The organism is Caulobacter sp. GW821-FHT09B11 (assembly GCF_059418205.1).
This window is the reverse complement of sequence record NZ_JBWKPK010000013.1, coordinates 26671-49459: the sequence shown is the minus strand read 5'-3', so window position 1 is coordinate 49459 and position 22789 is coordinate 26671. Positions and strand designations below refer to the sequence as shown.

18 protein-coding genes are annotated in these 22789 nt (G+C 69.6%); 9 read left to right on the top strand and 9 right to left on the bottom strand.

What is annotated here, in order from left to right; all coding sequences use genetic code 11:
• The first annotated feature begins 22 nt into the window (after positions 1-22).
• Both AC07N1_RS11635 and AC07N1_RS11630 read left to right on the top strand, forming a co-directional pair.
• Positions 23-1063, top strand: coding sequence for a bifunctional nicotinamide-nucleotide adenylyltransferase/Nudix hydroxylase (locus AC07N1_RS11635; protein WP_494671963.1), 1041 nt, complete (start codon positions 23-25; stop codon positions 1061-1063).
• Positions 1064-1130: 67 nt separating this feature from the next.
• Positions 1131-2522 (top strand): nicotinate phosphoribosyltransferase, encoded by a 1392-nt coding sequence (locus AC07N1_RS11630; RefSeq protein ID WP_494671962.1) that lies wholly within the window; start codon positions 1131-1133, stop codon positions 2520-2522.
• Positions 2523-2645: 123 nt separating this feature from the next.
• Here the strand turns inward: AC07N1_RS11630 and AC07N1_RS11625 are convergent, their stop codons facing one another.
• The 3 genes from AC07N1_RS11625 to AC07N1_RS11615 form a co-directional block, all read right to left on the bottom strand.
• Positions 2646-3332, bottom strand: a complete 687-nt coding sequence (locus tag AC07N1_RS11625; protein ID WP_494671961.1) for a type 1 glutamine amidotransferase domain-containing protein — start codon at positions 3330-3332, stop codon at positions 2646-2648.
• Positions 3333-3657: 325 nt separating this feature from the next.
• The gene (gene argJ, locus AC07N1_RS11620) at positions 3658-5157 is read right to left on the bottom strand and encodes a bifunctional glutamate N-acetyltransferase/amino-acid acetyltransferase ArgJ (RefSeq protein ID WP_494671960.1); all 1500 of its coding nucleotides are present in this window, start codon (positions 5155-5157) and stop codon (positions 3658-3660) included.
• Entirely contained in the window at positions 5154-6101 is a 948-nt protein-coding gene (locus AC07N1_RS11615) for a peptidylprolyl isomerase (RefSeq protein ID WP_494671959.1), read from the bottom strand. The genes argJ and AC07N1_RS11615 overlap by 4 nt, the downstream gene beginning before the upstream one ends.
• A gap of 435 nt (positions 6102-6536) precedes the next feature.
• Between AC07N1_RS11615 and secA the strand changes: the two genes are divergently transcribed.
• A complete protein-coding gene (gene secA / locus AC07N1_RS11610; protein WP_494671958.1) occupies positions 6537-9302 on the top strand; it encodes a preprotein translocase subunit SecA in 2766 nt (921 codons plus the stop codon).
• 85 nt (positions 9303-9387) lie between these two features.
• Here the strand turns inward: secA and AC07N1_RS11605 are convergent, their stop codons facing one another.
• From AC07N1_RS11605 to AC07N1_RS11595, 3 genes are all read right to left on the bottom strand, one after another.
• Positions 9388-9690: a hypothetical protein gene (locus tag AC07N1_RS11605; RefSeq protein ID WP_494671957.1), complete on the bottom strand. Its 303-nt coding sequence runs from the start codon at positions 9688-9690 to the stop codon at positions 9388-9390.
• Positions 9691-9771: 81 nt separating this feature from the next.
• Complete coding sequence (locus AC07N1_RS11600; protein ID WP_494671956.1) at positions 9772-9993, bottom strand: hypothetical protein; 222 nt, start codon at positions 9991-9993, stop codon at positions 9772-9774.
• A gap of 2 nt (positions 9994-9995) precedes the next feature.
• Positions 9996-10958 (bottom strand): acetyl-CoA carboxylase carboxyltransferase subunit alpha, encoded by a 963-nt coding sequence (locus tag AC07N1_RS11595; RefSeq protein WP_487288064.1) that lies wholly within the window; start codon positions 10956-10958, stop codon positions 9996-9998.
• Positions 10959-11241: 283 nt separating this feature from the next.
• Here AC07N1_RS11595 and AC07N1_RS11590 point away from each other — a divergent pair, with 283 nt between their 5' ends.
• From AC07N1_RS11590 to AC07N1_RS11570, 5 genes are all read left to right on the top strand, one after another.
• Positions 11242-11436 carry a hypothetical protein gene (locus tag AC07N1_RS11590; RefSeq protein ID WP_110121916.1) on the top strand — a complete coding sequence of 65 codons (195 nt, stop codon included), beginning with the start codon at positions 11242-11244 and terminating at the stop codon, positions 11434-11436.
• A 93-nt stretch (positions 11437-11529) separates the two neighbouring features.
• Positions 11530-11943, top strand: a complete 414-nt coding sequence (locus AC07N1_RS11585) for an OsmC family protein (protein WP_494671955.1) — start codon at positions 11530-11532, stop codon at positions 11941-11943.
• A gap of 219 nt (positions 11944-12162) precedes the next feature.
• Complete coding sequence (locus tag AC07N1_RS11580; protein WP_494672019.1) at positions 12163-12951, top strand: ABC transporter ATP-binding protein; 789 nt, start codon at positions 12163-12165, stop codon at positions 12949-12951.
• A complete protein-coding gene (locus AC07N1_RS11575) occupies positions 12948-14498 on the top strand; it encodes a putative ABC transporter permease subunit (RefSeq protein WP_494671954.1) in 1551 nt (516 codons plus the stop codon). The genes AC07N1_RS11580 and AC07N1_RS11575 overlap by 4 nt, the downstream gene beginning before the upstream one ends.
• A 114-nt stretch (positions 14499-14612) precedes the next feature.
• A complete protein-coding gene (locus AC07N1_RS11570) occupies positions 14613-14819 on the top strand; it encodes a hypothetical protein (protein WP_494671953.1) in 207 nt (68 codons plus the stop codon).
• Here the strand turns inward: AC07N1_RS11570 and AC07N1_RS11565 are convergent.
• From AC07N1_RS11565 to AC07N1_RS11555, 3 genes are all read right to left on the bottom strand, one after another.
• Entirely contained in the window at positions 14797-17004 is a 2208-nt protein-coding gene (locus AC07N1_RS11565) for a PAS domain-containing protein (protein WP_494671952.1), read from the bottom strand. The genes AC07N1_RS11570 and AC07N1_RS11565 overlap by 23 nt on opposite strands.
• A 312-nt stretch (positions 17005-17316) precedes the next feature.
• The gene (locus AC07N1_RS11560) at positions 17317-18822 is read right to left on the bottom strand and encodes a DEAD/DEAH box helicase (RefSeq protein WP_494671951.1); all 1506 of its coding nucleotides are present in this window, start codon (positions 18820-18822) and stop codon (positions 17317-17319) included.
• 418 nt (positions 18823-19240) lie between these two features.
• The gene (locus AC07N1_RS11555; RefSeq protein ID WP_494671950.1) at positions 19241-21433 is read right to left on the bottom strand and encodes a putative bifunctional diguanylate cyclase/phosphodiesterase; all 2193 of its coding nucleotides are present in this window, start codon (positions 21431-21433) and stop codon (positions 19241-19243) included.
• A gap of 416 nt (positions 21434-21849) precedes the next feature.
• Here AC07N1_RS11555 and AC07N1_RS11550 point away from each other — a divergent pair, with 416 nt between their 5' ends.
• A complete protein-coding gene (locus AC07N1_RS11550) occupies positions 21850-22749 on the top strand; it encodes an EamA family transporter (protein WP_494671949.1) in 900 nt (299 codons plus the stop codon).
• The last annotated feature ends 40 nt before the right edge of the window (positions 22750-22789 follow it).

Below are 22789 nucleotides of genomic sequence, written 5' to 3'. Positions count from 1 at the left end.
GACATCAGCGTGAGGGAGTCTCATGCGCTTCGACTATCTGGTCCTGATCGGACGCTTCCAGCCGTTCCACAACGGCCACGCCAGCGTGCTGAAACATGCGCTGCGGCTGGCGGAGAAGGTGATCGTGCTCACCGGCAGCGCCGGCCAGCCGCGCACCATCCGCAACCCCTTCAACGCCGCCGAGCGGGCCGTGATGATCCGCGCCGCGGCCGGCGACGACGCGGCCCGGCTGATCGTCGCGCCGCTGCGCGACCACCTCTATGGCGACACCCTGTGGGTCGGCGACGTGCAGCGCCTGGTGACCGAGGCCCTGGCGCGGGACGGCGCGGGTGAAGACGCCAAGGTCGGCCTGATCGGCCGCAACAAGGACGACGCCACCGCGACCTACCTGGCCGCCTTTCCGCAGTGGGAGCTGGTCGACGTTCAGCACGCCGACGTGCTGTCGGCCACCGAGCTGCGCGACTGGCTGTTCGCCGGCGAGGCGGGCGGCCTGCGCCTGGTCGAGGCCAACGTGCCGTCGCCGGTGTTCGAGATGCTGGCCGCCTTCCGCGACGGCTCGCCCGCCTATGGCCAGCTGGCCCGCGAGCACGCCTTCATCAAGACCTATCGCCAAGCCTGGGCCGCCGCGCCCTATCCGCCGACCTTCGTCACCGCCGATGCGGTGGTCGTCCATTCCGGCCACGTGCTGCTGGTGCGCCGTCGGGCCGAGCCGGGGCGGGGGCTGTGGGCCCTGCCGGGCGGCTTCGTGAACCAGGGCGAGACCGTGCAGGCCGCCGCGATCCGCGAACTGCACGAGGAGACGAAGGTGAAGATCCCGCCGGCCGTGCTGCGCGGCTCGATCAAGGCCGCCCGGGTGTTCGACCACCCCGACCGCTCGCTGCGCGGGCGGACGATCACCCACGCCTTCCACTTCGACTTCCCCGCCGGTCCGCTGCCGCGCGTGAAGGGCTCCGACGACGCCGAGCAGGCGCGCTGGGTTCCCGTCAGCGAGGCGCTGCTGATGGAGGAGCAGTTCTTCGAGGATCACTTCCACATCCTCGAACACTTCGTCGGCGCCGCCTGACGAGGTTTCAAACCCCACCCGCCTTGAGAGACGAGACGGTCACACCCCGCGCGAAGGAGCTTCCGCGATGTTCGACAACCTGATCCTCGACACCGACAGCTACAAGGCCAGCCACTGGCTGCAATATCCGCCCGGCACGACGGGCGCCTTCTCCTATGTGGAGAGCCGGGGCGGGCGCTACGACCGCACGGTCTTCTTCGGCCTGCAGGCGATCCTGAAGACGGCGCTGGCCGGGCCCGTCACCCACGCCATGGTCGACGAGGCCGCCGAGCTTCTCGCGGCGCATGGCGAACCGTTCAACGAGGCCGGCTGGCGGCGGATCGTCGATGTGCACGGCGGCCGCCTGCCGGTGCGCATCCGCGCCGTGCCGGAGGGCAGCGTGATCCCCACGCACCAGGCGCTGATGACCATCGAGAGCACCGACCCGGAGTGTTTCTGGCTGCCGTCCTACCTGGAGACCCTGCTGCTGCGGGTCTGGTATCCGGTGACCGTCGCCACCACCAGCTGGGGCGTCAAGCGGACGATCCGCGCGGCGCTGGAGAAGACCAGCGACGATCCCGAAGGCCAGCTGCCGTTCAAGCTGCACGACTTCGGGGCGCGGGGCGTCTCCAGCCGGGAGAGCGCGGCGATCGGCGGGTTGGCCCACCTCGTCAACTTCCTGGGCAGCGACACCCTGGCGGCGGTGCAGGCCGGGCGGGCCTGGTACAATGAGCCGATGGCCGCCTTCTCCATCCCGGCCGCCGAACACAGCACGATCACCAGCTGGGGCCGCGACCACGAGGCCGACGCCTACCGCAACATGCTGAAAAGCTTCGGCAGGCCCGGCGCCCTGTTCTCGGTGGTGTCCGACAGCTACGATCTGTTCGACGCCGTCAGCCGCATCTGGGGCCAGGAGCTGCGCGACGAGGTCATCGCCAGCGGCGCGACCCTGGTGGTGCGGCCCGACTCCGGCGATCCCGTCACCATCGTCGCCGAGACCTTGAAGCGCCTCGACGAAGCCTTCGGCTGCACGGTCAACGCCAAGGGCTACAAGGTGCTGAACCACGTGCGGGTGATCCAGGGCGACGGGGTCAATCCGGTCAGCATCGCCGCCATCCTGGAGCGGGTGATCGCCGACGGCTTCAGCGCCGAGAACCTGGCCTTCGGCATGGGCGGCGGCTTGCTGCAGCAGCTCGACCGCGACACCCAGCGCTTTGCTTTGAAGTGCTCGGCAGCCAAGGTCGACGGCGCCTGGATCGACGTTAGCAAGAACCCCGTCACCGACCCGGGCAAGCGCTCCAAGGCCGGCCGGCTGATGCTCCAACGGAACGACGCGGGCGAGTACCGGACGGTGGCCGTCAGCGACGGCGAAGCGGTGGAGACCGGCTGGACCGACGCCATGGTCACGGTGTGGGAGGACGGCGTGCTGCTGGTGGACCACACGCTGGCGCAGGTGCGGGCGCGCAGCGAACAGGGGTGACAGCTCCTATTCCGTAAAATCCCCGCGAAAGCGGGGACCCAGGTGTTTTATCGTTGAGCATCCAGGGCTTCAGAAAAGGCCTGGGCCCCCGCTTTCGCGGGGGTTTTACGGTTGGAGACAAGCTCAGGCCTTGGCCGCCAGGCGCTTGACGAGGGCGTGGGCGACGGCGTCGCTGCTGGCGGGGCTCTGCCCGGTGATCAGCTCGCCGTCCTCGACGACGTAGGGCGACCAGTCTGGGCCCTTCTCGTAGAGGCCGCCGCTCTCCTTCAGCATGTCCTCGACCAGGAACGGCACGATGTCGGTCAGCTCGACGGCGTCCTCCTCGCCATTGGTGAAGCCGGTGACCTTGCGGTCGGCCACGAGCGGGCGGCCGTCGGCGGCCTTGACGTGGCGCAGGGCGCCCGGCGCGTGGCAGACGAGGGCCTGCGGCTTGCCGGCGCGGTCGAAGGCCTCGATCAGGGCGACCGAGACGGGCGATTCCGCCAGATCCCACAGCGGTCCGTGGCCGCCGGGATAGAAGACCGCGTCGAAATCGGCGGCGTCGACGGCGTCCAGCGGAACGGTGTTGGCGAGGGCTTGCAGCGCGGCCTCGTCGGCCTGGAAGCGGCGGGTCATGTCGGTCTGGAAGTCCGGCAGGTCGCTCTTGGGATCGAGCGGCGGCTGACCGCCCTTGGGCGAGGCCAGGACCAGCTCGGCGCCGGCGTCCTTGAACACGTAGTAGGGCGCGGCCAGTTCCTCGAGCCAGAACCCGGTCTTCTTGCCGGTGTCGCCAAGGGTGTCGTGCGAGGTGAGGACGATCAGGATTTTCATGGCTGGCTTCTCTGCTGCGAAGATCGGTCGGGGGCGTCGATCCTGCCGCATATAGGGTGGGCAGGCGCGGGGCGCCGCCGTGTGCTGCCCTGGGCGCGACGGCGGCGCGGCCCGTGACCGATCTAGACAGGCTCACGCCCCTAATCTCCCGTCATTCCCGCCCTTGTGGCGGGAAGCCCTGGGTCCGCTCGCACGAGCAGGCGAGGCGGATCGCCGGCGATCCGCTCCATCCGCCCTTGCGGCTGACAGAGGGGGCCCGCCACAAGGGCGGGAATGACGGGAGCTGAGAGGAGCGACGCGAGATGGGAAGAGGCTCTGGGCTCCCCTACGACCGATAATCCCCGTTGATCGCCACGTACTGCTTGGTCAGGTCGCAGGTCCAGACGGTGGCGCTGCCCTTGCCGACGCCGACCTCGACGGTGACCTCGAGCTCCTGGTGCTTCATGTAGGCGCTCATGGCCGCCTCGTCGTATTCGGCCGAGACCAGGCCGTCGCGGGCGGCGAAGAGGTCGCCGAACTTGACGCTGATCTTCTCGCGGTTGACCGGCTCGTCGGCGCGGCCGACGGCCATGACGATGCGGCCCCAGTTGGCGTCCTCGCCGGCGAAGGCGGTCTTGACCAGCGGGCTCTCGGCGATGGTGCGGGCGATCTTGCGGGCCGACAGCGGGCTTTCGGCGCCGTTGACGGTGATCTTGACGAACTTGGTGGCGCCCTCGCCGTCGCGGACCAGTTGCAGGGCCAGGTCCAGCAGCACGCCTTCCAGCTTTTCGCGGAAGTCGGCCAGGCGCTTGTCGCCGGGGCGGCTGATCTTGGGCGCGCCCGACTGACCGGTGGCGAACAGCAGCAGGGTGTCGTTGGTCGAGCGGTCGCCGTCCACCGTCACGCAGTTGAAGGTGGTGCGGGTGTAGAGCGACACCAGGGTCTGCAGGGCGGCCGGGGCGATGGCCGCGTCGGTGGCGACGAAGGCCAGCATGGTGGCCATGTCCGGCGCGATCATGCCCGAGCCCTTGGCGATGCCGGCGATCTTGACCTCGTGGCCGTCGATCACGGCGGTCGCGTAGGCGCCCTTCGGGAAGGTGTCGGTGGTCATGATCGCCGAGGCGGCGGCGGCCCAGCCGTCCGGCGTCAGGCGGGTCTCCACCTCGCGCAGGTTGGAGGTGATCTTGCTGTCGTCGAGGATCACGCCGATGACGCCGGTCGAGGCCATCATCACGTCGCGCTGGCGGCAGTCGAAGCGCTTGCCCACGGCCGTGGCCACGCGGCGCACGGCGTCGGCGCCGGGCTTGCCGGTGAAGCTGTTGGCGCAGCCGGCGTTGACCACCAGGGCGCGCACGTCGGCGCCGCCGGTCGCGGCCAACTGCCGCTTGCACCAGTCGACCGGGGCCGAGCCGACGCCGTGGCGCGTGAAGACGCCGGCGCCCGAGGTGCCCTCGGCGAAGCGCATCAGCAGCAGGTCGGGACGCTCGTGCTTGTAGAAGCCGGCGCGGCCGGTGGCGATCTCGACGCCGGCGATCGGCGGGATGGTCGGGAACGGCACGACCAGCGGCGAGACGGCCAGGCCCGGCTTGCCCGGCGCCACGGGCGGCGCGGCGGCGGCGGCGGCCTGGGCGGGGGGAACCTCGCCGGCCGACTTCTGGGCGCGGCGCAGGCCGGCGCGCTTCAGGGCCGAGGCTAGCGGATCCAGCGCGCGGTCCAGGGCGTGACCGACGCTGGCGCCGACCTGGCCGACGATCTCGGCCGGAGTCGTGGTCGCGGGCGTCTTTTCGGCCGTCTTCGCGGCGGCCTTGTCAGCGGTCGTGGAGGTCTTGGAAGGCTTGCGGGTCATTTCTTTGCCGGGGTCTGGGCGGGCGCCGAGGCGGGCGGCGCGCTGTCGAGGTCGGAAACGGGGGCGGCGGCGCCGGCCGGAGCAGAGGCCGGTTCCTGCGGCGCGCCGGGGACGTCCTGGCCCTTGCCGACCAGCATCTCCACCTTGGCGCCCGAGCGCAGCTTCTCCAGCAGGTCGCGGACCTGGTCGTAGGTCAGGAAGCGCACGATCTGGGGCCGAGTCTCTTCCAGGCTGAGCGGGGCTTCCAGGCGCTTGTCCTCGACGCGCAGCACAACCCACTGGCCGTCGGAGTGGAACGGACCGATCAGGTCGCCGGCCTTGGCGTCCTTCAGGGCGCCGGCATAGGCCTCGGGCATGACGTCGACGGTGAAGTAGCCGAGGTCGCCGCCCTTGAAGCGGGTCGCCTCGTCCTTGGAGCGCTCCATGGCCAGGGCGTCGAACGAGGCGCCGGTGGCGAGCAGCTTCTTGACGCTTTCGGCTTCGGCCTGGCTGGGCACCAGGATCTGGCGGGCGCGGATCTCTTCGGACTGCTTGGCCAGCTTCTGCTGCTCGGCGTAGAGGCCGCGGATGTTGTCTTCGGTCACGGCCTTCTCGACCATGCCCTCGACCAGCATGTCGCCGAGGATGCGCTCGCGGGCGGCGGCCAGGCGGCGCTGGGCGACGGGGTCCTTGTCGAGCTTGCGCTGGATGGCCTCGGCGGCCAGCAGTTTCTGGTCCACCACCTCGTCGAGGACGCGGCGGAACAGGTCGGACGAGACGTCGAGCGGCTCGCCTTCGCCGATCAGCCCCTGCGCCACCGCCTCGCGCTTGACGTCGGAGGCCCAGACCGCGTGGCCGTCGACCCGCGCCACGGCCGTGTCGCCGGGCTCGGGCGGGCGCTCGTCGACCCCGCCGCGGCCGCAGGCGGCGACCAGCAGCGCCAGGCCGAGGGCGGCGGCGAGCATCAAGGAACGGGCCTGAAGTTTACCGGGGCGGACGGGGTGCATCGGACGCGGATCTCCGCTGAACTCAAGAAAAGCGCTCTAGAGCGCGTCAGGCCAAAGGGGAAGCCGTTTCGGCGGCCTGGTGATCTAAACTTCGCGCCGAGCCGTCCGGTTCAGGCCAGGCGGATGGAACTCCAGGCGCTTCCAGCGGTTTCGGCGTCGCGCCGACGCGCGTTGCGGGCATAATTCGTGCGGGGCGGGCAAGCCTCGCGGATCGGCGTTTTTCGACGCCGGGCCGGGCCGGGCCTTCGTTGACACTGGGAGGGGCGGTGCTTAAGTCTCGCGCGCGCGCCGTTTTCCGTGGTTTTCCGAAACCCGGCGCAACGTCATTACCGTAGTGAAGGCCCACAAGCCTTAGCGCCGGCCTCACTAGTTCTCGCTCCGGATCCTTTCTGCATGCTCGGCTTCGCCAAAAAGCTCTTCGGTTCCTCCAATGAACGCAAGGTCAAGACGCTGCAGAGCCGCGTGGCCAAGATCAATGCGTTCGAGCCGGCGATGGCCGCCCTGTCGGACGAGGCCCTGAAGGCCAAGACCCAGGAATTCAAGGACCGCCTGGAAAAGGGCGCGACCCTCGACGACATCCTCGACGAAGCCTTCGCCGCCGTGCGCGAGGCCTCCAAGCGCGTGCTGGGCATGCGCCACTTCGACGTGCAGCTGGTCGGCGGCATGGTGCTGCACTTCGGCGGCATCTCGGAAATGCGCACCGGTGAAGGCAAGACCCTGGTCGCCACCCTGCCGACCTATCTGAACGCGCTGGCCGGCAAGGGCGTGCACGTCATCACCGTGAACGATTACCTGGCCACCCGCGACGCCGAGTGGATGGGCCAGCTCTACAACTTCATGGGCCTGTCGTACGGCATCATCGTCAATGGCCTGAGCCAAGGCGACCGCCAGCGCGCCTACAAGTCCGACATCACCTACGGCACCAACAACGAATTCGGCTTCGACTACCTGCGCGACAACCTCGTCTATGACGTCAACGAGATGGTTCAGCGCGGCCACCACTACGTGATCGTCGACGAGGTCGACTCGATCCTGATCGACGAAGCCCGCACCCCGCTGATCATCTCGGGCCCGACCGAGGACCGCAGCGAGCTCTACAAGACCATCGACGTCCTGGTGAAGGAACTCATCAAGGACAAGACCAACTACGACCACGACGAGAAGCAGAAGCAGGTCATCCTGACCGAAGAGGGCCAGGAGCGGATCGAAGAGGTCCTGATCTCGGGCGGCCACCTGGCCGAGGACACCGCCGGCCTCTACGACGCGGCTAACATCTCGATCGTCCACCACGTGAACCAGGCCCTGCGGGCCAACGTGCTCTACACGCGCGACAAGGACTATATCGTCAAGGCCGACGAGATCGTCCTGATCGATGAGTTCACCGGCCGCATGATGACCGGCCGCCGCCTGTCGGAAGGCCTGCACCAGGCCATTGAGGCCAAGGAAGGCGCCGCCATCCAGCCTGAGAACCAGACCCTGGCCTCGGTGACCATCCAGAACTACTTCCGCCTCTACACCAAGCTGTCGGGCATGACCGGCACGGCCTCGACCGAGGCGCAGGAGTTCGACGACATCTACAAGATGGGCGTCAGCGAAATCCCGACCAACCGCGTCATCCAGCGCATCGACGACGACGACGAGGTCTACCGCACCGAGGAAGAGAAGAACCGGGCCATCCTGGTTCAGATCGCCGACTGCCACAGCCGCGGCCAGCCGATCCTGGTCGGCACCGTGTCGATCGAGAAGTCCGAAGAGCTGTCCAAGCTGCTCGACGCCTACGAGTGGGAAAACAAGGGCGCCAAGCAGAAGGGCATCCCGCACCAGGTGCTGAACGCCCGCTTCCACGAGCAGGAAGCCGGCATCGTCGCCGACGCCGGCGTGCCGGGCGCGGTGACCATCGCCACCAACATGGCCGGCCGCGGCACCGACATCCAGCTGGGCGGCAGCATCGACCTGCGCCTGTCCAAGTGGAAGATCGAGCAGCGGGGCCTGGGCATCACCGTCTCGCACGAGGACGAGCTGGCCCACCGCGCCGAGCTGGAAGCCGAGATCGCCGACGCCAAGAAGGCGGCCCTGGCCGCCGGCGGCCTGTTCGTTCTGGGCACCGAGCGCCACGAAAGCCGCCGCATCGACAACCAGCTGCGCGGCCGCACCGGCCGCCAGGGCGACCCGGGCCGCAGCAAGTTCTTCCTGTCGTGCGAAGACGACCTGCTGCGCATCTTCGCCGGCGAGCGCCTGGACGCGATCATGCGCACCTTCGGCGTCCAGGACGGCGAGGCGATCACCCACAAGTGGCTGAACGCCGCCATCGCCAAGGCCCAGACCCGCGTCGAGCAGCGCAACTACGAGATCCGCAAGAACCTCCTGAAGTACGACGACGTCGTCAACGATCAGCGCAAGGCCGTGTTCGAGCAGCGCCAGGAGTTCATGGAAAGCAACGATCTGTCGGAAGTCATCGCCGAGATGCGCACCGACGTGGTCGAGGACCTGGTGGCCCGTCACGTGCCGCCCAAGGCCTACGCCGAGCAGTGGGACATCGAGGGTCTGCACGAGCGCGTCCAGGCCATCCTCGGCCTCGACCTGCCGCTGAAGGACTGGGCCGCCGAGGAAGGCGTCGACGACGAGATCTTCCGCGAGCGCATCGGCAAGGCGGCCGACGAATACGCCGCCCAGCGCGAGGTGATCATCACGCCCGAGCAGATGCGCCAGGTGGAAAAGAGCTTCCTGCTGCAGATGATCGATCTGCAGTGGCGCGAGCACCTGATGCACCTGGACCACCTGCGCAATGTCATCGGCCTGCGCGGCTACGGTCAGCGCGACCCGCTGAACGAGTACAAGACCGAAGCCTTCAGCCTGTTCGAGAAGCTGCTTGGCGACCTGCGCAGCAACACCACCCGCTGGCTGATGACGGTCGAGATCGCCTATGCCGAGCCCGAGCCGCTGCACACGCCGGAAAACCTGATCCCGGTGCACCTGGACCCGCTGACCGGCGAGAACGCGGCCCTGGCCGGCGCTCTGCCTGAGGGCCTGTCGCCGCAGCAGCGCGAGGCCCTGCCGGTCTCTGCCCTGCCCGAGGGCTGGGACCGCACCAACCGCAACGGTCCGTGCCCCTGCGGTTCGGGCAAGAAGTTCAAGCAGTGCCACGGCTCGCTGGTCTGACGACCGGCGGGTTCGAAGGGACCTGAAACGACGAAGCCCGCCTCGGGAGACCGGGGCGGGCTTTTTCGTGGGCGATCCTGAGCGATCAGTCGCGCCTGGGCGCCGAAAGATCCATGCCCAGGGTCGGACCGATGCCGTCGGGATGCTCGCCGAACGGATTGCGGCGAGCGCTCGCCAGCGCACTCAGGCGCTGGCGCAGGTCCTCGTCGACACGCACGACGTCGTCGATCGCCGCGTCCTGCTCGGCGCTTTCCTCAAAACCGCCGGGCTCGGCCAGCACCCGCTCTATGGCGTCCTGAAAACGGTCGTCTTCGGGCGTGCCGCGCTTGGGCGGGGCGTCCAGCCCGGCCAGCACGATCTCAAAGGCGTCTTCGAAGGTTTGGGCCATGCGGGCGGCTCTCCTCAGGTGGGGGAGCTTGGGCAACGCCTCATGCCGAGGACTTGTTGCGCTACGGAAGAGAAGGAGCCGTCAGCCGATCTTCTTCTTGCCGCCCGCGCGTTCGACGGCCTTCCAGGCGAGGAAACCGAGCAGCCCCGCGCCGGCGATCACGCCGCTGACGACGAGGAAGGGCAGGGGCGCGATCTCGGCGGCGAGGCCGAGGCCGGCTTCGACGCCGGCGTCCGCGACCGAGGAATCCTTGGGCTTGCGGCCGACGATTTCTCCGAGGAACGGATCGCCGTCGCCGCTCACGGTTACTGCAGGCCTTCGCGGCCGATGGCGTAGAAGCGATCGGCGCGCTGGCGCTTGAGTTCGGCGGGGGTGAGGACCGACAGCTTCTTCAGCTCGTCTTCCACCGCGTCGCCGACGGCCTTGATGGCGGCTTCCGGATCGGAGTGGGCGCCGCCGGCCGGTTCCTCGACGATGCGGTCGACGATGCGCAGCTTGATCAGGTCCTGCGCCGTGATCTTCATGTTGGTGGCCGCGTCCTTGGCCCGGCCGCCGTCGCGCCACAGGATCGAGGCGGCGCCTTCCGGCGAGATCACCGAATAGATCGAGTGCTCGAGGATCAGCACGCGGTTGGCGCCGGCCAGGGCGATGGCGCCGCCCGAGCCGCCTTCGCCGGTGATGGTGGTGACCATGGGCGTGCCCAGGGTCAGGCAGCGTTCGGTCGAGCGGGCGATGGCCTCGGCCTGGCCGCGTTCCTCGGCGCCGAGGCCTGGATAGGCGCCGGCGGTGTCGACGAAGGTCAGGACCGGCAGGTTGAAGCGCTCGGCCATGTCCATCAGGCGCACGGCCTTGCGGTAGCCTTCGGGGCGGGCCATGCCGAAGTTGTGCTTCAGGCGGGTGGTGGTGTCGTGGCCCTTCTCGTGGCCCATGACCACGACCGGCATGCCCCGGAAGCGGCCCAGGCCGCCGACGATGGCCTGGTCGTCGGCGAACTTGCGGTCGCCGCGCAGCTCGACGAACTCGTCGATCAGGCCCGCGACATAATCGCGCAGGTGCGGCCGCTGCGGGTGGCGGGCGACCATCGTCTTCTGCCAGGCGTCGAGACCGGCGTAGGCTTCCTTGCGCAGAACCTGCACGCGCTCGCGCAGGGCGACGATCTCGTTGTCGAACGCGCCGGGGCCGGCCGTCTCGGAAAGCTTGGAAAGCTCTTCGATCTTGGCTTCCAGGTCGGCGATGGGTCGCTCGAAGTCGAGATAGTGCGCGGGCATGAGTCTCTTAACGTCGCCGTTTGCGAAAGGTGGCGAACCTAGTGCGTGATGACGTCCAGGGAAAGCGCATTCGCGCCAAATTGGAACCATGGTTCCGGGCGAGGATTCCCATCAAGACCGGATTCATCCCCAACTGAGTCCTGTTAAGAAACCGAACCCCTATGGTGAATCGCTTTGCGTTCATTATATTGGGTTTCCAAGAGCCGGTTGCGGAAGTCAGCTGGCGCTGCGGCCCCGCCCATCGAACATGGACACGGCCCGCCTGGTGAGGACGATCGTTCCCATGCAGGTGTTTACCTTCTTCTGCGTCGAGCGCGACGGCTCGGTTCCCCGTTTCGACGTCACGGCCTGCGCCGACGACAACGCCGCGCGCCTGCGCGCCGGCGAGTTGTTCGACATGCACCGCGGCTGCAACGAGGTCGAGGTCTGGCGCGGCGCCACCCACCTGTTCAAGGTCGGGGCCGGCGCGGCCGCGTAAGATCCTTCGAAGGTTCGTCGGGGGACGGATTTCGACAAGCGCGATGCCGCATGGGACGCCTAAGTTGGGCCTCCCAACCCGCGAGGATTCGCCATGACCGAAGTCGCCCGCCCTTCCGCCATCGCCGAGGACAGCGGCCACGGCGGCGTGCAGATCCTGATCACCGCCGGCCCCTCGCGTATCGCCGGCGACCTCAAGCCGTCCGAAGGCGGGCTCGACACCGGCCCCAATCCCCACGACCTGGTCGCGGCGGGCCTGGCGGCCTGCACCACCCAGACGCTGCGGCTCTACGCCAAGCGCAAGGGCTGGGCCCTGGGCGAGGTGCGGGTCGAGACCACCTGGCGGCGCCTGCCGGGCCAAGTTCCCGCCGACGTGTTCGACCGCGTCATCACCCTGCCCGCCGACCTCGACGACGCCCAGCGCCAGCGGCTGATGGAGATCGCCGAAGCCTGCCCCGTGCACAAGATGCTGACGGCGGGCGTGAAGGTCGAGACGCGGGCGGGGTAGGGCGCTTCACTTTATTTCCCGTCATTCCCGCCCTTGTGGCGGGAACCCCTCTGTCAGCGGCAAGGGCGGATGGGGCGACGTGCTGAGCACGTCGCTTGCGCCTCACGTGGAAGCGGAACCAGGGGTTCCCGCCACAAGGGCGGGAATGACGGGCGTCTAGGAATGGGATGGCGATAGCGCCCTCCACGCCCCCAACCTTGCGCCCATCCCCCAATCGCGATCACATGCCCGCCGCATTGCACGGGGGCCAGCGTGACCGAAGCCTTGATCGTCCGGGGGCTGGACAAGACCTTCGCCAAGCCCGCCGTGCGTGAGCTGGACCTGACGGTGCATCCGGGCGAGCTCTACGCCCTGCTCGGGCCCAATGGCGCGGGCAAGACCACGACCCTGCGGATGGTCGCGGGCCTGACCAAGCCCGACAAGGGCAGCATCGAGATCTTCGGCATCGACGCCCGGGCCGATCCGGCGGCGGCCAAGGCCATCACCGCCTGGGCGCCCGACGAGGCGATGATCTACGACCGGCTGACCCCGCTGGAATATCTGGAGTTCGTCGCCGGCCTGTGGAACGTCGAGCCCAAGCACGCCAAGGCCCGGGCGCTGGAGCTGCTGGAGACCCTGGGCCTGGCGGGCGAGGCGCGGCGACGCTGCGAGGGCTTCTCGCGCGGCATGAAACAGAAGGTGGCCCTGGCCGGGGCGCTGATCCACGATCCGCGGCTGCTGATCCTCGACGAGCCCCTGACCGGTCTCGACGCCGCCGCCGCGCGGCTGGTCAAGGACATGCTGCAGGCCCGGGTCGACGCCGGCGGCACGGTGATCCTGACCACCCACATCCTCGAAGTGGCCGAGCGCATGGCCGACCGCATCGGCATCATCGCCGGCGGACGACTGCTGGCCGAGGGCACGCTGGACGCCCTGCGTGAGCAGGCGGGCCCAAGTGGCGCGGGAAAAGACGGCGGCACGCTCGAAGACGTCTTCCTGCAGCTGACCGCCGACGGGGCGGCGGCGTGAGACTGCTGCGCTCCGGCTCGGTCGCCTGGCTGCTGGCCCAGGAAATCCGGCTCTACTGGCGCGGCCTGACCGGCAAGAAGGCCGGCGCCGGCATCGGGGCCTGGATCGGCGGCTCGATCCTGCTGCTGGTGATGCTGAGCGGCGGGGTGTCGCTGGGCTTCGTGCTGCGCAAGCTGGACGTGCCGATGGTCCCGATGGCGGCGGCGATCGCCCTGGCCTGCTGCGCCACGGCCTTCACCCTGATGCTGTCGCAGACCCTGGCGGCGGCCAGCGAGGCGCTCTACGAGCGCGGCGACCTGGATCTGCTGTTCTCCTCGCCGATCCCGCCGCGGACGGTGCTGTTCGTCCGCGCCCTGGGCGTGGCGGCCGGGGTCATGACGGTGTTCCTGATCTTCCTGACGCCGCTGGTCGGGCCGGCGATACTCCTGGGCCATCCCGAGTGGCTGGGCCTGTTCGGCGTGCTGGCGGCCCTGGCCCTGCTGGCGACGGCGGCGGGCCTGTCGCTGGCCATGACCCTGTTCTCGCTGATCGGCCCGCGCCGCACGCGCACCGTGGCCCAGGTGCTGGCGGCCCTGGTCGGCGCGGCCTTCTTCCTGACCAGCCAGATCCGCACCATCCTGGGCAAGGGCGCCAGCGAGAGCCTGTTCCAGACCCTGGCGCGCGAGACGTCCGAAGGCCGGCTGAAGCTGCCGCCGATCGCCTGGCTGCCGCTGAAGGCGATGCTGGGCGAGCCCCTGCCGCTGCTGGCGCTCCTGGCGATCGGGGCGGGGGCCTTCACCCTGTCGGCGCTGTCGCTGGGCCGGCGGTTCGCCGACGCGGCGGCCGCGACGCAAGGATCCCAGACCAGCGCCGCCAAGCCCGCGCGCGGTCGCGACCGGGCCTTCGCCAAGGGCGTGTTCGCCGCCACCCTGGCCAAGGAGCTGCGGCTGATCCTGCGCGACGCGGGCCTGCTGTCGCAGGTGCTGCTGCGGGTGCTCTATCTCGTGCCGACCGCCGTGATCCTCAGCCGCAACGCCGCCCACGGCGGGGGCGCGGCCTTGGCCGGCGGTGCGGGCGTGGTGGTGTTCCTGGCCGGGCAGGTGGCCGGGAGCCTGGCCTGGATCACCCTGTCGGCCGAGGAGAGCCCGGACCTGCTGGCCGTGTCGCCGGCCGCCGTGCGGTCCCTGCGGCGGGCCAAGCTGGCGGCGGCCCTGCTGCCGGTCGCCCTGCTGCTGGCCGCGCCGCTGGCGGTGCTGGCCTGGCTGGCCCCGGCCACCGCCTTCTGGACCGCCGTCGGCGCGGGCCTGGCGGCCTGGGCCTGCGGGCTGATCAATGTCTGGCACCAGAAGCCGGGCAAGCGGGCCGACTTCAAGCGCCGGCGCGGGGCCTCGTGGTTCGCGACCCTGGCCGAGGTGGCGATCTCGGCCCTGGTGGCCGGCTTCGTCGGCCTGTCGGTGGCCGGCCTGCCGCTGTGGGGCCTGGCTCCGCTGGCGGTCGCCTTGCTGGCGTTGCTGGCCCTGCGCCGCAGCGACGCCCAGATCGCCAAGGTACTGCGCCTGGCGGCCTGAGTTTCCGGATTTTCGTGAATTTGCACAGATATTGCCCGCGCGAGGGTTCAACCTTTTCGCGAACGGCCTATGGTGGGGCAAGCCGGGGGCGGCGACTGGAAAGATCGACCGCCCATGCCCGATCCCTACAGCTTCGAGCGTGCGGACGCTTCCCCGGAGTCCAAGCCGTGGGTCGTGATCCAGTCGTTGCTGCAACTGGCGTTGATCGTGCTGGTCTGGCTGCTGGCCATCGTTCCCGCCGGATTGGCGGTGCTGTGCGTCGCCGGCGCGCGGAGGCTGAAGGCGGGCTGGCGGGCCCTCAGCAGTCGAGCAGGGCGGTGATCGTGCATTCCACGCCTTCGGGGCGGAACTCGATGCGCGCCTCGCCCGACAGCTCGGCCGCCAGGCCCCGCTCGATCAGCCGCGAGCCGAAGCCGCGCCGCGTAGGCGCCTCGACGGCCGGGCCGCCGTGCTCGATCCAGCTGAGGGTGAGGCGCGGGGCGGCCGAGTAGTCGACGCTCCACGACAGCACGATCTGGCCGCCGGGTCGCGACAGGGCCCCGTACTTGACCGCGTTGGTCGCCAGTTCGTGCAGGGCCATCGACAACGACAGGGCCGGCCGCGGCGACAGCCGCACCGGCGGCCCGTCGAGCACGAAGCGGCCTTCGCCGCCGTGCAGGGCGGTCAGCCGGTCGATGACGTCCATCAGGTCGGCGCCTTCCCAGTTCTCGCGGGTCAGGACGTCGTGGGCCTCGGACAGGGCGATGATGCGGGTGGTGAAGGCTTCCTGGGCGGCCGGCAGCGAGCGGGCGGCGTGGAAGGTCTGACCGGCGATGGCCTGGATGGTGGCCAGCGAGTTCTTCACGCGGTGGTTCAGCTCGTTGACCAGCAGCCGCAGGTGCAGTTCGGCGCGCTTGCGGTCGGTGACGTTGACCGTGGTGCCGATCATCCGCGTCGGCTTGCCCTCGGCGTCGAAGAAGGCCTTGCCCTTGGCCGACAGCCAGCGCTCGACCCCGTCCTGGCGGCCGATGACCCGGAACTCGACGTCGTAGTCGGCGCGGATGCGGCTGTCGAGCGTGCGGCGCAGGGCCTCGCGGACCTCGGCGCGGTCGGAGGAGTGCAGGTTGGTGTAGAAGTCTTCGCGCACCACCGGCGTGCCCAGCGGCACCCCGAACATGGCGTAGCAGCGGTCGGACCAGGTCAGCACGTCGTTGCGGATGTCGAGGTCCCAGGTGCCTACGTCGGCGGCCTCGATGGCCAGGCGCAGGGTCTCTTCCTGGGATTCCAGCCGGCGGGCTGCGGCCTTGCGGTCGGTGATGTCCCAGCCGACGCCGACGAAGCGCACGCAGCTGTCGCGCTCGAAATAGGCCCGGCCGAAGGTCTCGATCCAGCGCAGCGCTCCGTCCGCCGCCCGCACGACGCGGTACTGGGCGTTGATCAGCCCGTCGCCGGCGGGATTGGTGGCGTTGGCCACGGCCGCCTTCACGCCGTCGACGTCGTCGGGGTGGATCAAGGCCAGAAAGTCGTCGAAGTCGCGCGGGCCGGGCTCGGGCACGCCGAACAGCTCGCACGAGCGCTTGTCCCAATAGCGTTGGCCGGTGCTGGGGTTGTGGTCCCAGCGACCCATGCCCGCCGCCTCCATGGCGATGTCGCGGTCGAGGCGGGCCTCCAGCAGCTCGGCTTCCATCGCCTTGCGTTCGGTGATGTCGAAGACGACGCCGGCGTTGCGGTCGGCCTTGCCGTCGGCGTCGAGATAGCAATGGCCGCTGGCCACGACCCAGCGGATCGAGCCGTCGGCCTGGACGAGGCGGAACTCGTCGGAGAAGTCGCCGCCGGTCTGCATGGCCGCCAGGGCGACGCCGGCCACCCGGTCGCGGTCCTCGTCATGGACGGCGGGGGTGAAGCGCTGGGCGGGCAGGCCCAGTGACGCGAAGGCCGGATCCACCTGGTGCAGCATGGCGTAGCGGGCGTCGCAATAGACCTTGTTGGCCTTGATGTCCCACTCCCAGGCGCCGACCCCGCCGGCCGCGCCGAGCGCCATGTTGTAGCGGGCCTGGGTGTCGCGCAGGGCCTTCTCGGTCTCGACCGCGCCGGTGACCTCGACGGCCGAGATCAGCACCCCGCCGACGCCGGTGGGGGCGGTGTCGTCGGGCACCGGGCTGTAGCTGACGGCGAAGTGGGCCAGGCGCGCCTCGCCGCCTTCGCGCTGCACCTGCAGGGGCATGCGCTCCAGGGCGTAGCCGCCGCTTTCGCCGCGCAGGATGTCCTGGTGGATGCCCAGCAGGGTGGCCCGGAATTCCTCGGAATGCTGGGTGAAGGCGCGGCCCAGGGCGTCGGGATGGCGCTCGCGCAGGGCCGGCGCATAGGCGTCGTTATAGACCAGGATGAACTCGGGGCCCCAGCGCAGGGCCATGGGGAAGTTGGTCGCCAGCAGCATGTCGACGGCCAGCTTCAGGCTGGGAGACCATGTCTCGCGCGCGCCCAGCGGCGTGCGCGACCAGTCGAACGCGCGGACGCGTTCGGCCATTTCGCCCCCGGCTAGACGCGTAAACGCAGGCAAGCTTCGCCCGTCGCCTTGCGGCATGGCGTCTGGTCCCTCCCACCGGCTCCCCTAAAGCCGGGTCCGGGCGAACAATGATCTGAGGGCTGAACGGGTTGCAAGGGTCGAGGGACCACCCTGCGCGCAAGCGTCGCAGTAGGGAGCGGCCCAGGGTTGTGGTTTTCGTCGGAGGGGCGACCGGGCTCGACCCAGGAGGCGGCGGAGGATGGGCGGGCCGGCAAAGAAAAGGCCGCCTTCCCGGAGGAAGGCGGCCGATATCTTCAGGTCAGTTCAGGCCGATCAGTCGATCGGGCTCCAGCGGGTTTCGACCGTCTGGACGCCGCCGCGCTTGGGGCCGCGGAAGTCGCCGCCCTGCTTGGCGCCGCCGGCGGCCTGCTGGCCGCCCCGGCCCTGACCGCCGCCCTGGGCGCCGCGACCGCCGTTACGGCCGCCGCCGTTGCGGCCCTGGCCCTGACGGCCTTCGCCGCCGCCCTGACCATCCCGTTGGCCGTCCCGCTGACCGCCGCCTTGGCCGCCCTTGCCCTGGGCGCCGTTACGGTTGCGCTTGCGGCGCAGTTCCGACGGCACGTTGTTGCGCGGGTCGGCCTTGCGCGGATCGACGTACTTCTCGGCCGGGGCCAGCTTGTCGGCGACGGCCGCGGCGGCCGCCAGGGCCTTGTCGTTGCGGCGGTCGAAGGACGGGATCTTCTGGCGGGTGGCCTTCTCGATGTCCTTCAGCAGGCTGCGCTCGTCGTCCGAGCAGAAGCTGATGGCGACGCCGTCCTTGCCCTTGCGGGCGGTGCGGCCGATCCGGTGGACATAGGCCTCCGGCACGTTGGGCAGCTCGTAGTTGAAGACGTGGCTGATGTCGTTGACGTCGATGCCGCGGGCGGCGATGTCGGTCGCGACCAGGGCCTTGACCTCGCCGGCCTTGAAGGCGGCGAGAGCGCGCTCGCGCTGGCCTTGCGTCTTGTCGCCGTGGATCGAGGCGGCCTCGATGCCGGCGGCGGTCAGGTACTTGGCCACGCGGTCGGCGCCGCGCTTGGTGCGGGTGAAGACGATCGAGCGCTCGACGCTGCGGTCGGCCAGCAGTTCGGCCAGCAGCGGGCGCTTGCGCTGGGCTTCGATGTAGATCAGCGACTGGTCGATGCGCTCGACCGTGGTGGCCTGCGGGGTGATCGACACCGAGGCCGGGTCTTTCAGCAGCTCGCCGGCCAGCTTGCCGATCTCGCTGGGCATGGTGGCCGAGAAGAACAGGTTCTGGCGGTCCTTGGGCAGCTGGCTGGCGATCTTGCGGATCGGCACCACGAAGCCGAGGTCGAGCATCTGGTCGGCTTCGTCGAGCACGAAGATCTCGACGCCGCCGAGGGTGGCGCTCTTTTCGCCCAGGTGGTCCATCAGGCGGCCCGGGGTGGCGACGACGACGTCGACGCCGGCGGCCAGGGCGCGCATCTGCGGGCCGTACTTCACGCCGCCGAAGATGGTGGCGACCGAGAGGCCCAGGTGGGCGGCGTAGGCCTTGAAGTTGTCGGCGATCTGGGTGGCCAGTTCGCGGGTCGGGGAGAGGACCAGGCAGCGGAAGCCGCGGCGCGGGGCCGGACGGCGGTCCTCGGCCAGGCGGTGCAGGATCGGCAGGGCGAAGGCGGCGGTCTTGCCGGTGCCGGTCTGGGCGATGCCCAGGAGGTCGCGGCCCTTCATGACGACGGGGATGGCTTGCGCCTGGATCGGGGTGGGCTGGGTGTAGCCCTTGTCGGCCAGGGCCTTGAGGATCGGCTTGGCCAGGCCAAGATCAGTGAATTGAGTCACTACGGACGTATCTTTCATACGGTCGCGAGACGGCGCGCGCGGTCCTCGCACGGCTCGCCTGGCGGCGGGTCGGTGGGGAGCGCCCCGCGTGATACGGGCGGTCTATGAGAAGCTTTCAGGGCGCTCGACAGGCTGAACCCGCTGGGGTCCGTCACGCGGCTGGAGCGCCAATAGCGCCTATGGGCGCGAGGCTCATATCGGATATCGCAAGTGCGAAGTCAAGAGCGGGCCTTGAAAGGCAAGGGGTTGCGGTGGTTTGGCGCGGCTGAAGCGCGAGGAACCTCCCCCCGTGGGGGAGGCGGCCGGAGGCCGGTGGGGGGACGTTTTCAGCTTTCGAGGCGGCGGCGGGGTCCGCAACCACTCCCCCCACCGATCGCTTCGCGATCACCTCCCCCACGGGGGGAGGTTCCTTTGATGGTCACCCCGTCGCCCTTTGCGCCTCGCTGGTCGGTTCGACGGGCCTCATCGCCGAAAACGCCACCACCTCCGACAGCCCGCGCGGCGTGGCGGCCTCCACCCCCAGCAGCGCCGCGATCTCCACCGCCGGCTTGGGACGGCTGATGAAGTAGCCCTGGATCTCGCCGCAGCCCTGGCGGCGCAGTTCGTGCAGCTGTTCCTCGGACTCCACGCCCTCGGCGGTGGTGGTGATGCCCAGGCTGGCGCCGAGGTCGAGCACGGCCTTGATGATGGCCAGGGCGTCGGCGTCGTCGAGGATGTCGCGCACGAAGGTCTGGTCGATCTTGATCTTGTCGAACGGGAAGCTGCGCAGATAGCTCAGCGAGCTGTAGCCCGTGCCGAAGTCGTCCATCGAGATGCGCACGCCCAGGGCCTTGAGGTCGTGCAATATGGCGGTGTTCTGGGCGCTGTCCTGCAGCAGGACGCTCTCGGTGATCTCCAGCTCCAGCCGCTCGGCGGCCAGGCCCGAGGCGGCCAGGGCCTGGACCACGGTGGCGGCCAGGCGGCGGTCGCGGAACTGGGCGGGCGACAGGTTCACCGCCAGGCGCACGTGCTGGGGCCAGCGGGCGGCCTCGTCGCAGGCGGCGCGCAGCACCCAGTCGCCCAGGGCGCCGATCAGGCCGATCTCCTCGGCCAGCGGAATGAACTCGCCCGGCGAGACCATGCCGCGCTCGGGATGGCGCCAGCGCAGCAGCGCCTCGCAGCCGGTGACCCGGTCGGCCTCGAGGTCGAACAGCGGCTGGTAGAAGAGTTCGAACTGGCCCTCGGCCAGGGCGCGGCGCAGGTCCAGCTCCAGGGCCCGGCGAGCCTGAAGCTGCTCGTCCATGGCCCGTTCGAAGAAGTGGAAGGTGCCCTTGCCGTCGGCCTTGGCGCGGTAGAGGGCCATGTCGGCCTTCTTGAGCAGCTCGTCGCTGTCGAGGCCGTCGTCGGGCGAGACCGCCACGCCGACGCTGCCGCCGATCACCACCTGGTGGCCGCGCAGGTCGAACGGGGCCTCCAGGGCCTCGACGATGCGGGCGGCCAGGCGCGTGGCGCCGGTCAGGTCGTTGAGGCCGGTCTGGACCACGGCGAACTCGTCGCCGCCCAGGCGGGCCACGGTGTCGCCCTCGCGCACGCAGCCGCGCAGGCGCTCTGCGGCGGCCTTCAGCAGGGCGTCGCCGACCGGATGGCCCAGGGTGTCGTTGACCACCTTGAAGCGGTCCAGGTCGACGCAGTGCACGGCCACCAGGTCCTCGCGCCGCGCGGCGCGGGCCAGGGCGTCGGACAGGTCCTTCTGGAACAGCAGGCGGTTGGGCAGCTCGGTCAGCGGATCATAGTGGGCCAGGCGCGCGATCTGGGCCTCGGCCCGCTTGCGCTCGGCGATGTCTTCCGAGATGCCCAGCAGGTATTCGGGACGGCCCTCGGCGTCGAGAATGGCGATCTTCTTGGTGCGCAGGATGGCGGTCGCGCCGTCCTTGCGCGGGATCAGGTCTTCCTCGATCACCTTTATGTCGCCCGAGCGGATCACCTCGGCGTCGCGGGCGTGATAGATCGCCGCCTGGATCGGATCGTAGAAGTCGTCGTCGGTGCGGCCGATCATCTCCTCACGCGAATAGCCGAGGATCTTCTCGCCGGCCCGGTTGAGCAGGACGTAGCTCTGGTCGTCGGCGCGCTTGACGAACACCATCGAGGGAATGGACTCGACGACCGCGCTCATGAAGGTGCGGGCGCGCTCCTCGTCGGCCTTGGCCTCTGCCAGGGCGTGCAGGTTCTGGCGGTTGGTCTCGCTGGTGGCCTGCAAGAGGCCGATCACCGTGCCGACGCCCAGATAGCGCCCGCCGTCGGTGACGATGAAGCCGCGCAGCAGGTCGGACGCCCGGTAGGACAGGCTGTCGCTGGTGAAGGCGGCCAGCTCGACGTCGGCCTCGACGACCAGCGGCTCTGAATCCATCAGCACCTCGATCGGCCGGTTGGCGTAGAGGGCGCGGCCGTACTCGGCGGCCATGCGCAGGAAGAAGGCGTTGCGCTCGACCAGGCCCACGGGGCGGTCGTCGGCGTCCAGCACCGGGACGATCAGGGTGTCCGGCTCCTCACGGAACCGTTCGTACAAGGTCTTGCCCAGGTCTTCCGCCCGCGCCGGGGCTAAGGAAGAAACCGTGTCGCGCAAGGTGAACATCGGAATACGCCCTCCACTCGCGAGGGGGAATGACGGTTTCACACCTAACGAGGTGCTAAACTTGACCGTGCGGGCTCCAGGTTTCGCGAAAACTTCATGGCGGTGTCACAGTGATTGCGGGCGCGTTTACTGTGAGGTTGCGGGCTGAATATTCAGCGGTCGGACGATGTGGCGCGCGCCTTGTGGCGACCGCGTACACCTCATCCGTCAAATCCCCGCGAAGGCGGGGACCCAAGCTGACTTTCCGCTGCGAACCGGCCGTCCGGATGGAGCGCCTAATGCATGCACGGTCGCCAGTTCGGCTTGGATCCCCGCCTTCGCGGGGACGCACGGAGAAAAAGGGGACGCTTCTGGCCCCGCCGTCGGTTCCCTCAAGCATTGGCAAGGCCTAGTTAGGGCCGTCCGAGGAGTCCCCCATGCCCAGTTCCCTGCCGCTTCGCCATTTCCTGCTGGCCCTGGCGGTGGTGGCGGTGTGGGGCACGAACTTCGTGGTCATCCGCCAGGCGCTGAACCACCTGCCGCCGCTGACCTTCGCGACCCTGCGCTTCACCTTCGTGCTGCTGCCGCTGGTGTTCTTCATCAAGAAGCCGGCGGTCGCCTGGAGAAACCTTGCGGCCTATGGCGTGCTGATCGGGGCGGGGCAGTTCGGCCTGCTGTTCGTGGCCATGAAGGGCCACATCTCGCCGGGGCTGGCCTCGCTGCTGATGCAGACCCAGGTGTTCTTCACCATCGGCCTGGCCATGCGGCTGTCGGGCGAGCGGGTGCAGCTTTTCCAATGGGGCGCGCTGGCACTGGCGGTGGCCGGGATCGTGGTCATCGCCCTGCATGCCGACGCCTCGACCGTGACGCCGTTCGGCCTGCTGCTCGTTTTGCTGGCGGCGCTGAGCTGGGCCGGCGGCAACGTCACCGCCCGGGCGGCCGGGCCGGTCAACATGCTGGCCTACGTGGTCTGGGCCAGCCTGTTCTCGATCCCGCCGCTGTTGGCCATGGCCCTGTTGCTGGAAGGCTGGCCGGCCATGGTGGCGGGCGTGAAGGCGGCGGACCTGGCGACCTGGGGCGCGGTGCTGTGGCAGTCGGTGGGCAACACCATGTTCGGCTTCGCCTGCTGGGGCTGGCTGCTGGCGCGCCATCCGGCCGCGACCATCACGCCGATGGCGCTGCTGGTGCCGGTGTTCGGCATGGGCGCCTCGGCGCTGCTGCTGCACGAGGGCCTGCCCGGCTGGAAGCTGCTGGCGGCGGGCCTGGTGCTGGCCGGCCTGGCGGTCAACATGCTGTGGCCGAAGATCCGGGCGCTGCGGGCCGCCCAGATCGCCTGACGGGCCGGCTTGACGTCAGGTTGCGCGCGCCCGACCTTCA

Bases quoted from the DNA above. Each gene is read 5' to 3' on its own strand.
- AC07N1_RS11635 (WP_494671963.1), top strand. From the start codon at position 23: ATGCGCTTCGACTATCTGGTCCTGATCGGACGCTTCCAGCCGTTCCAC.
- AC07N1_RS11630 (WP_494671962.1), top strand. From the start codon at position 1,131: ATGTTCGACAACCTGATCCTCGACACCGACAGCTACAAGGCCAGCCAC.
- AC07N1_RS11625 (WP_494671961.1), bottom strand. From the start codon at position 3,332: ATGAAAATCCTGATCGTCCTCACCTCGCACGACACCCTTGGCGACACC.
- argJ (WP_494671960.1), bottom strand. From the start codon at position 5,157: ATGACCCGCAAGCCTTCCAAGACCTCCACGACCGCTGACAAGGCCGCC.
- AC07N1_RS11615 (WP_494671959.1), bottom strand. From the start codon at position 6,101: ATGCTCGCCGCCGCCCTCGGCCTGGCGCTGCTGGTCGCCGCCTGCGGC.
- secA (WP_494671958.1), top strand. From the start codon at position 6,537: ATGCTCGGCTTCGCCAAAAAGCTCTTCGGTTCCTCCAATGAACGCAAG.
- AC07N1_RS11605 (WP_494671957.1), bottom strand. From the start codon at position 9,690: ATGGCCCAAACCTTCGAAGACGCCTTTGAGATCGTGCTGGCCGGGCTG.
- AC07N1_RS11595 (WP_487288064.1), bottom strand. From the start codon at position 10,958: ATGCCCGCGCACTATCTCGACTTCGAGCGACCCATCGCCGACCTGGAA.
- AC07N1_RS11590 (WP_110121916.1), top strand. From the start codon at position 11,242: ATGCAGGTGTTTACCTTCTTCTGCGTCGAGCGCGACGGCTCGGTTCCC.
- AC07N1_RS11585 (WP_494671955.1), top strand. From the start codon at position 11,530: ATGACCGAAGTCGCCCGCCCTTCCGCCATCGCCGAGGACAGCGGCCAC.
- AC07N1_RS11570 (WP_494671953.1), top strand. From the start codon at position 14,613: ATGCCCGATCCCTACAGCTTCGAGCGTGCGGACGCTTCCCCGGAGTCC.
- AC07N1_RS11565 (WP_494671952.1), bottom strand. From the start codon at position 17,004: ATGGCCGAACGCGTCCGCGCGTTCGACTGGTCGCGCACGCCGCTGGGC.
- AC07N1_RS11555 (WP_494671950.1), bottom strand. From the start codon at position 21,433: ATGTTCACCTTGCGCGACACGGTTTCTTCCTTAGCCCCGGCGCGGGCG.
- AC07N1_RS11550 (WP_494671949.1), top strand. From the start codon at position 21,850: ATGCCCAGTTCCCTGCCGCTTCGCCATTTCCTGCTGGCCCTGGCGGTG.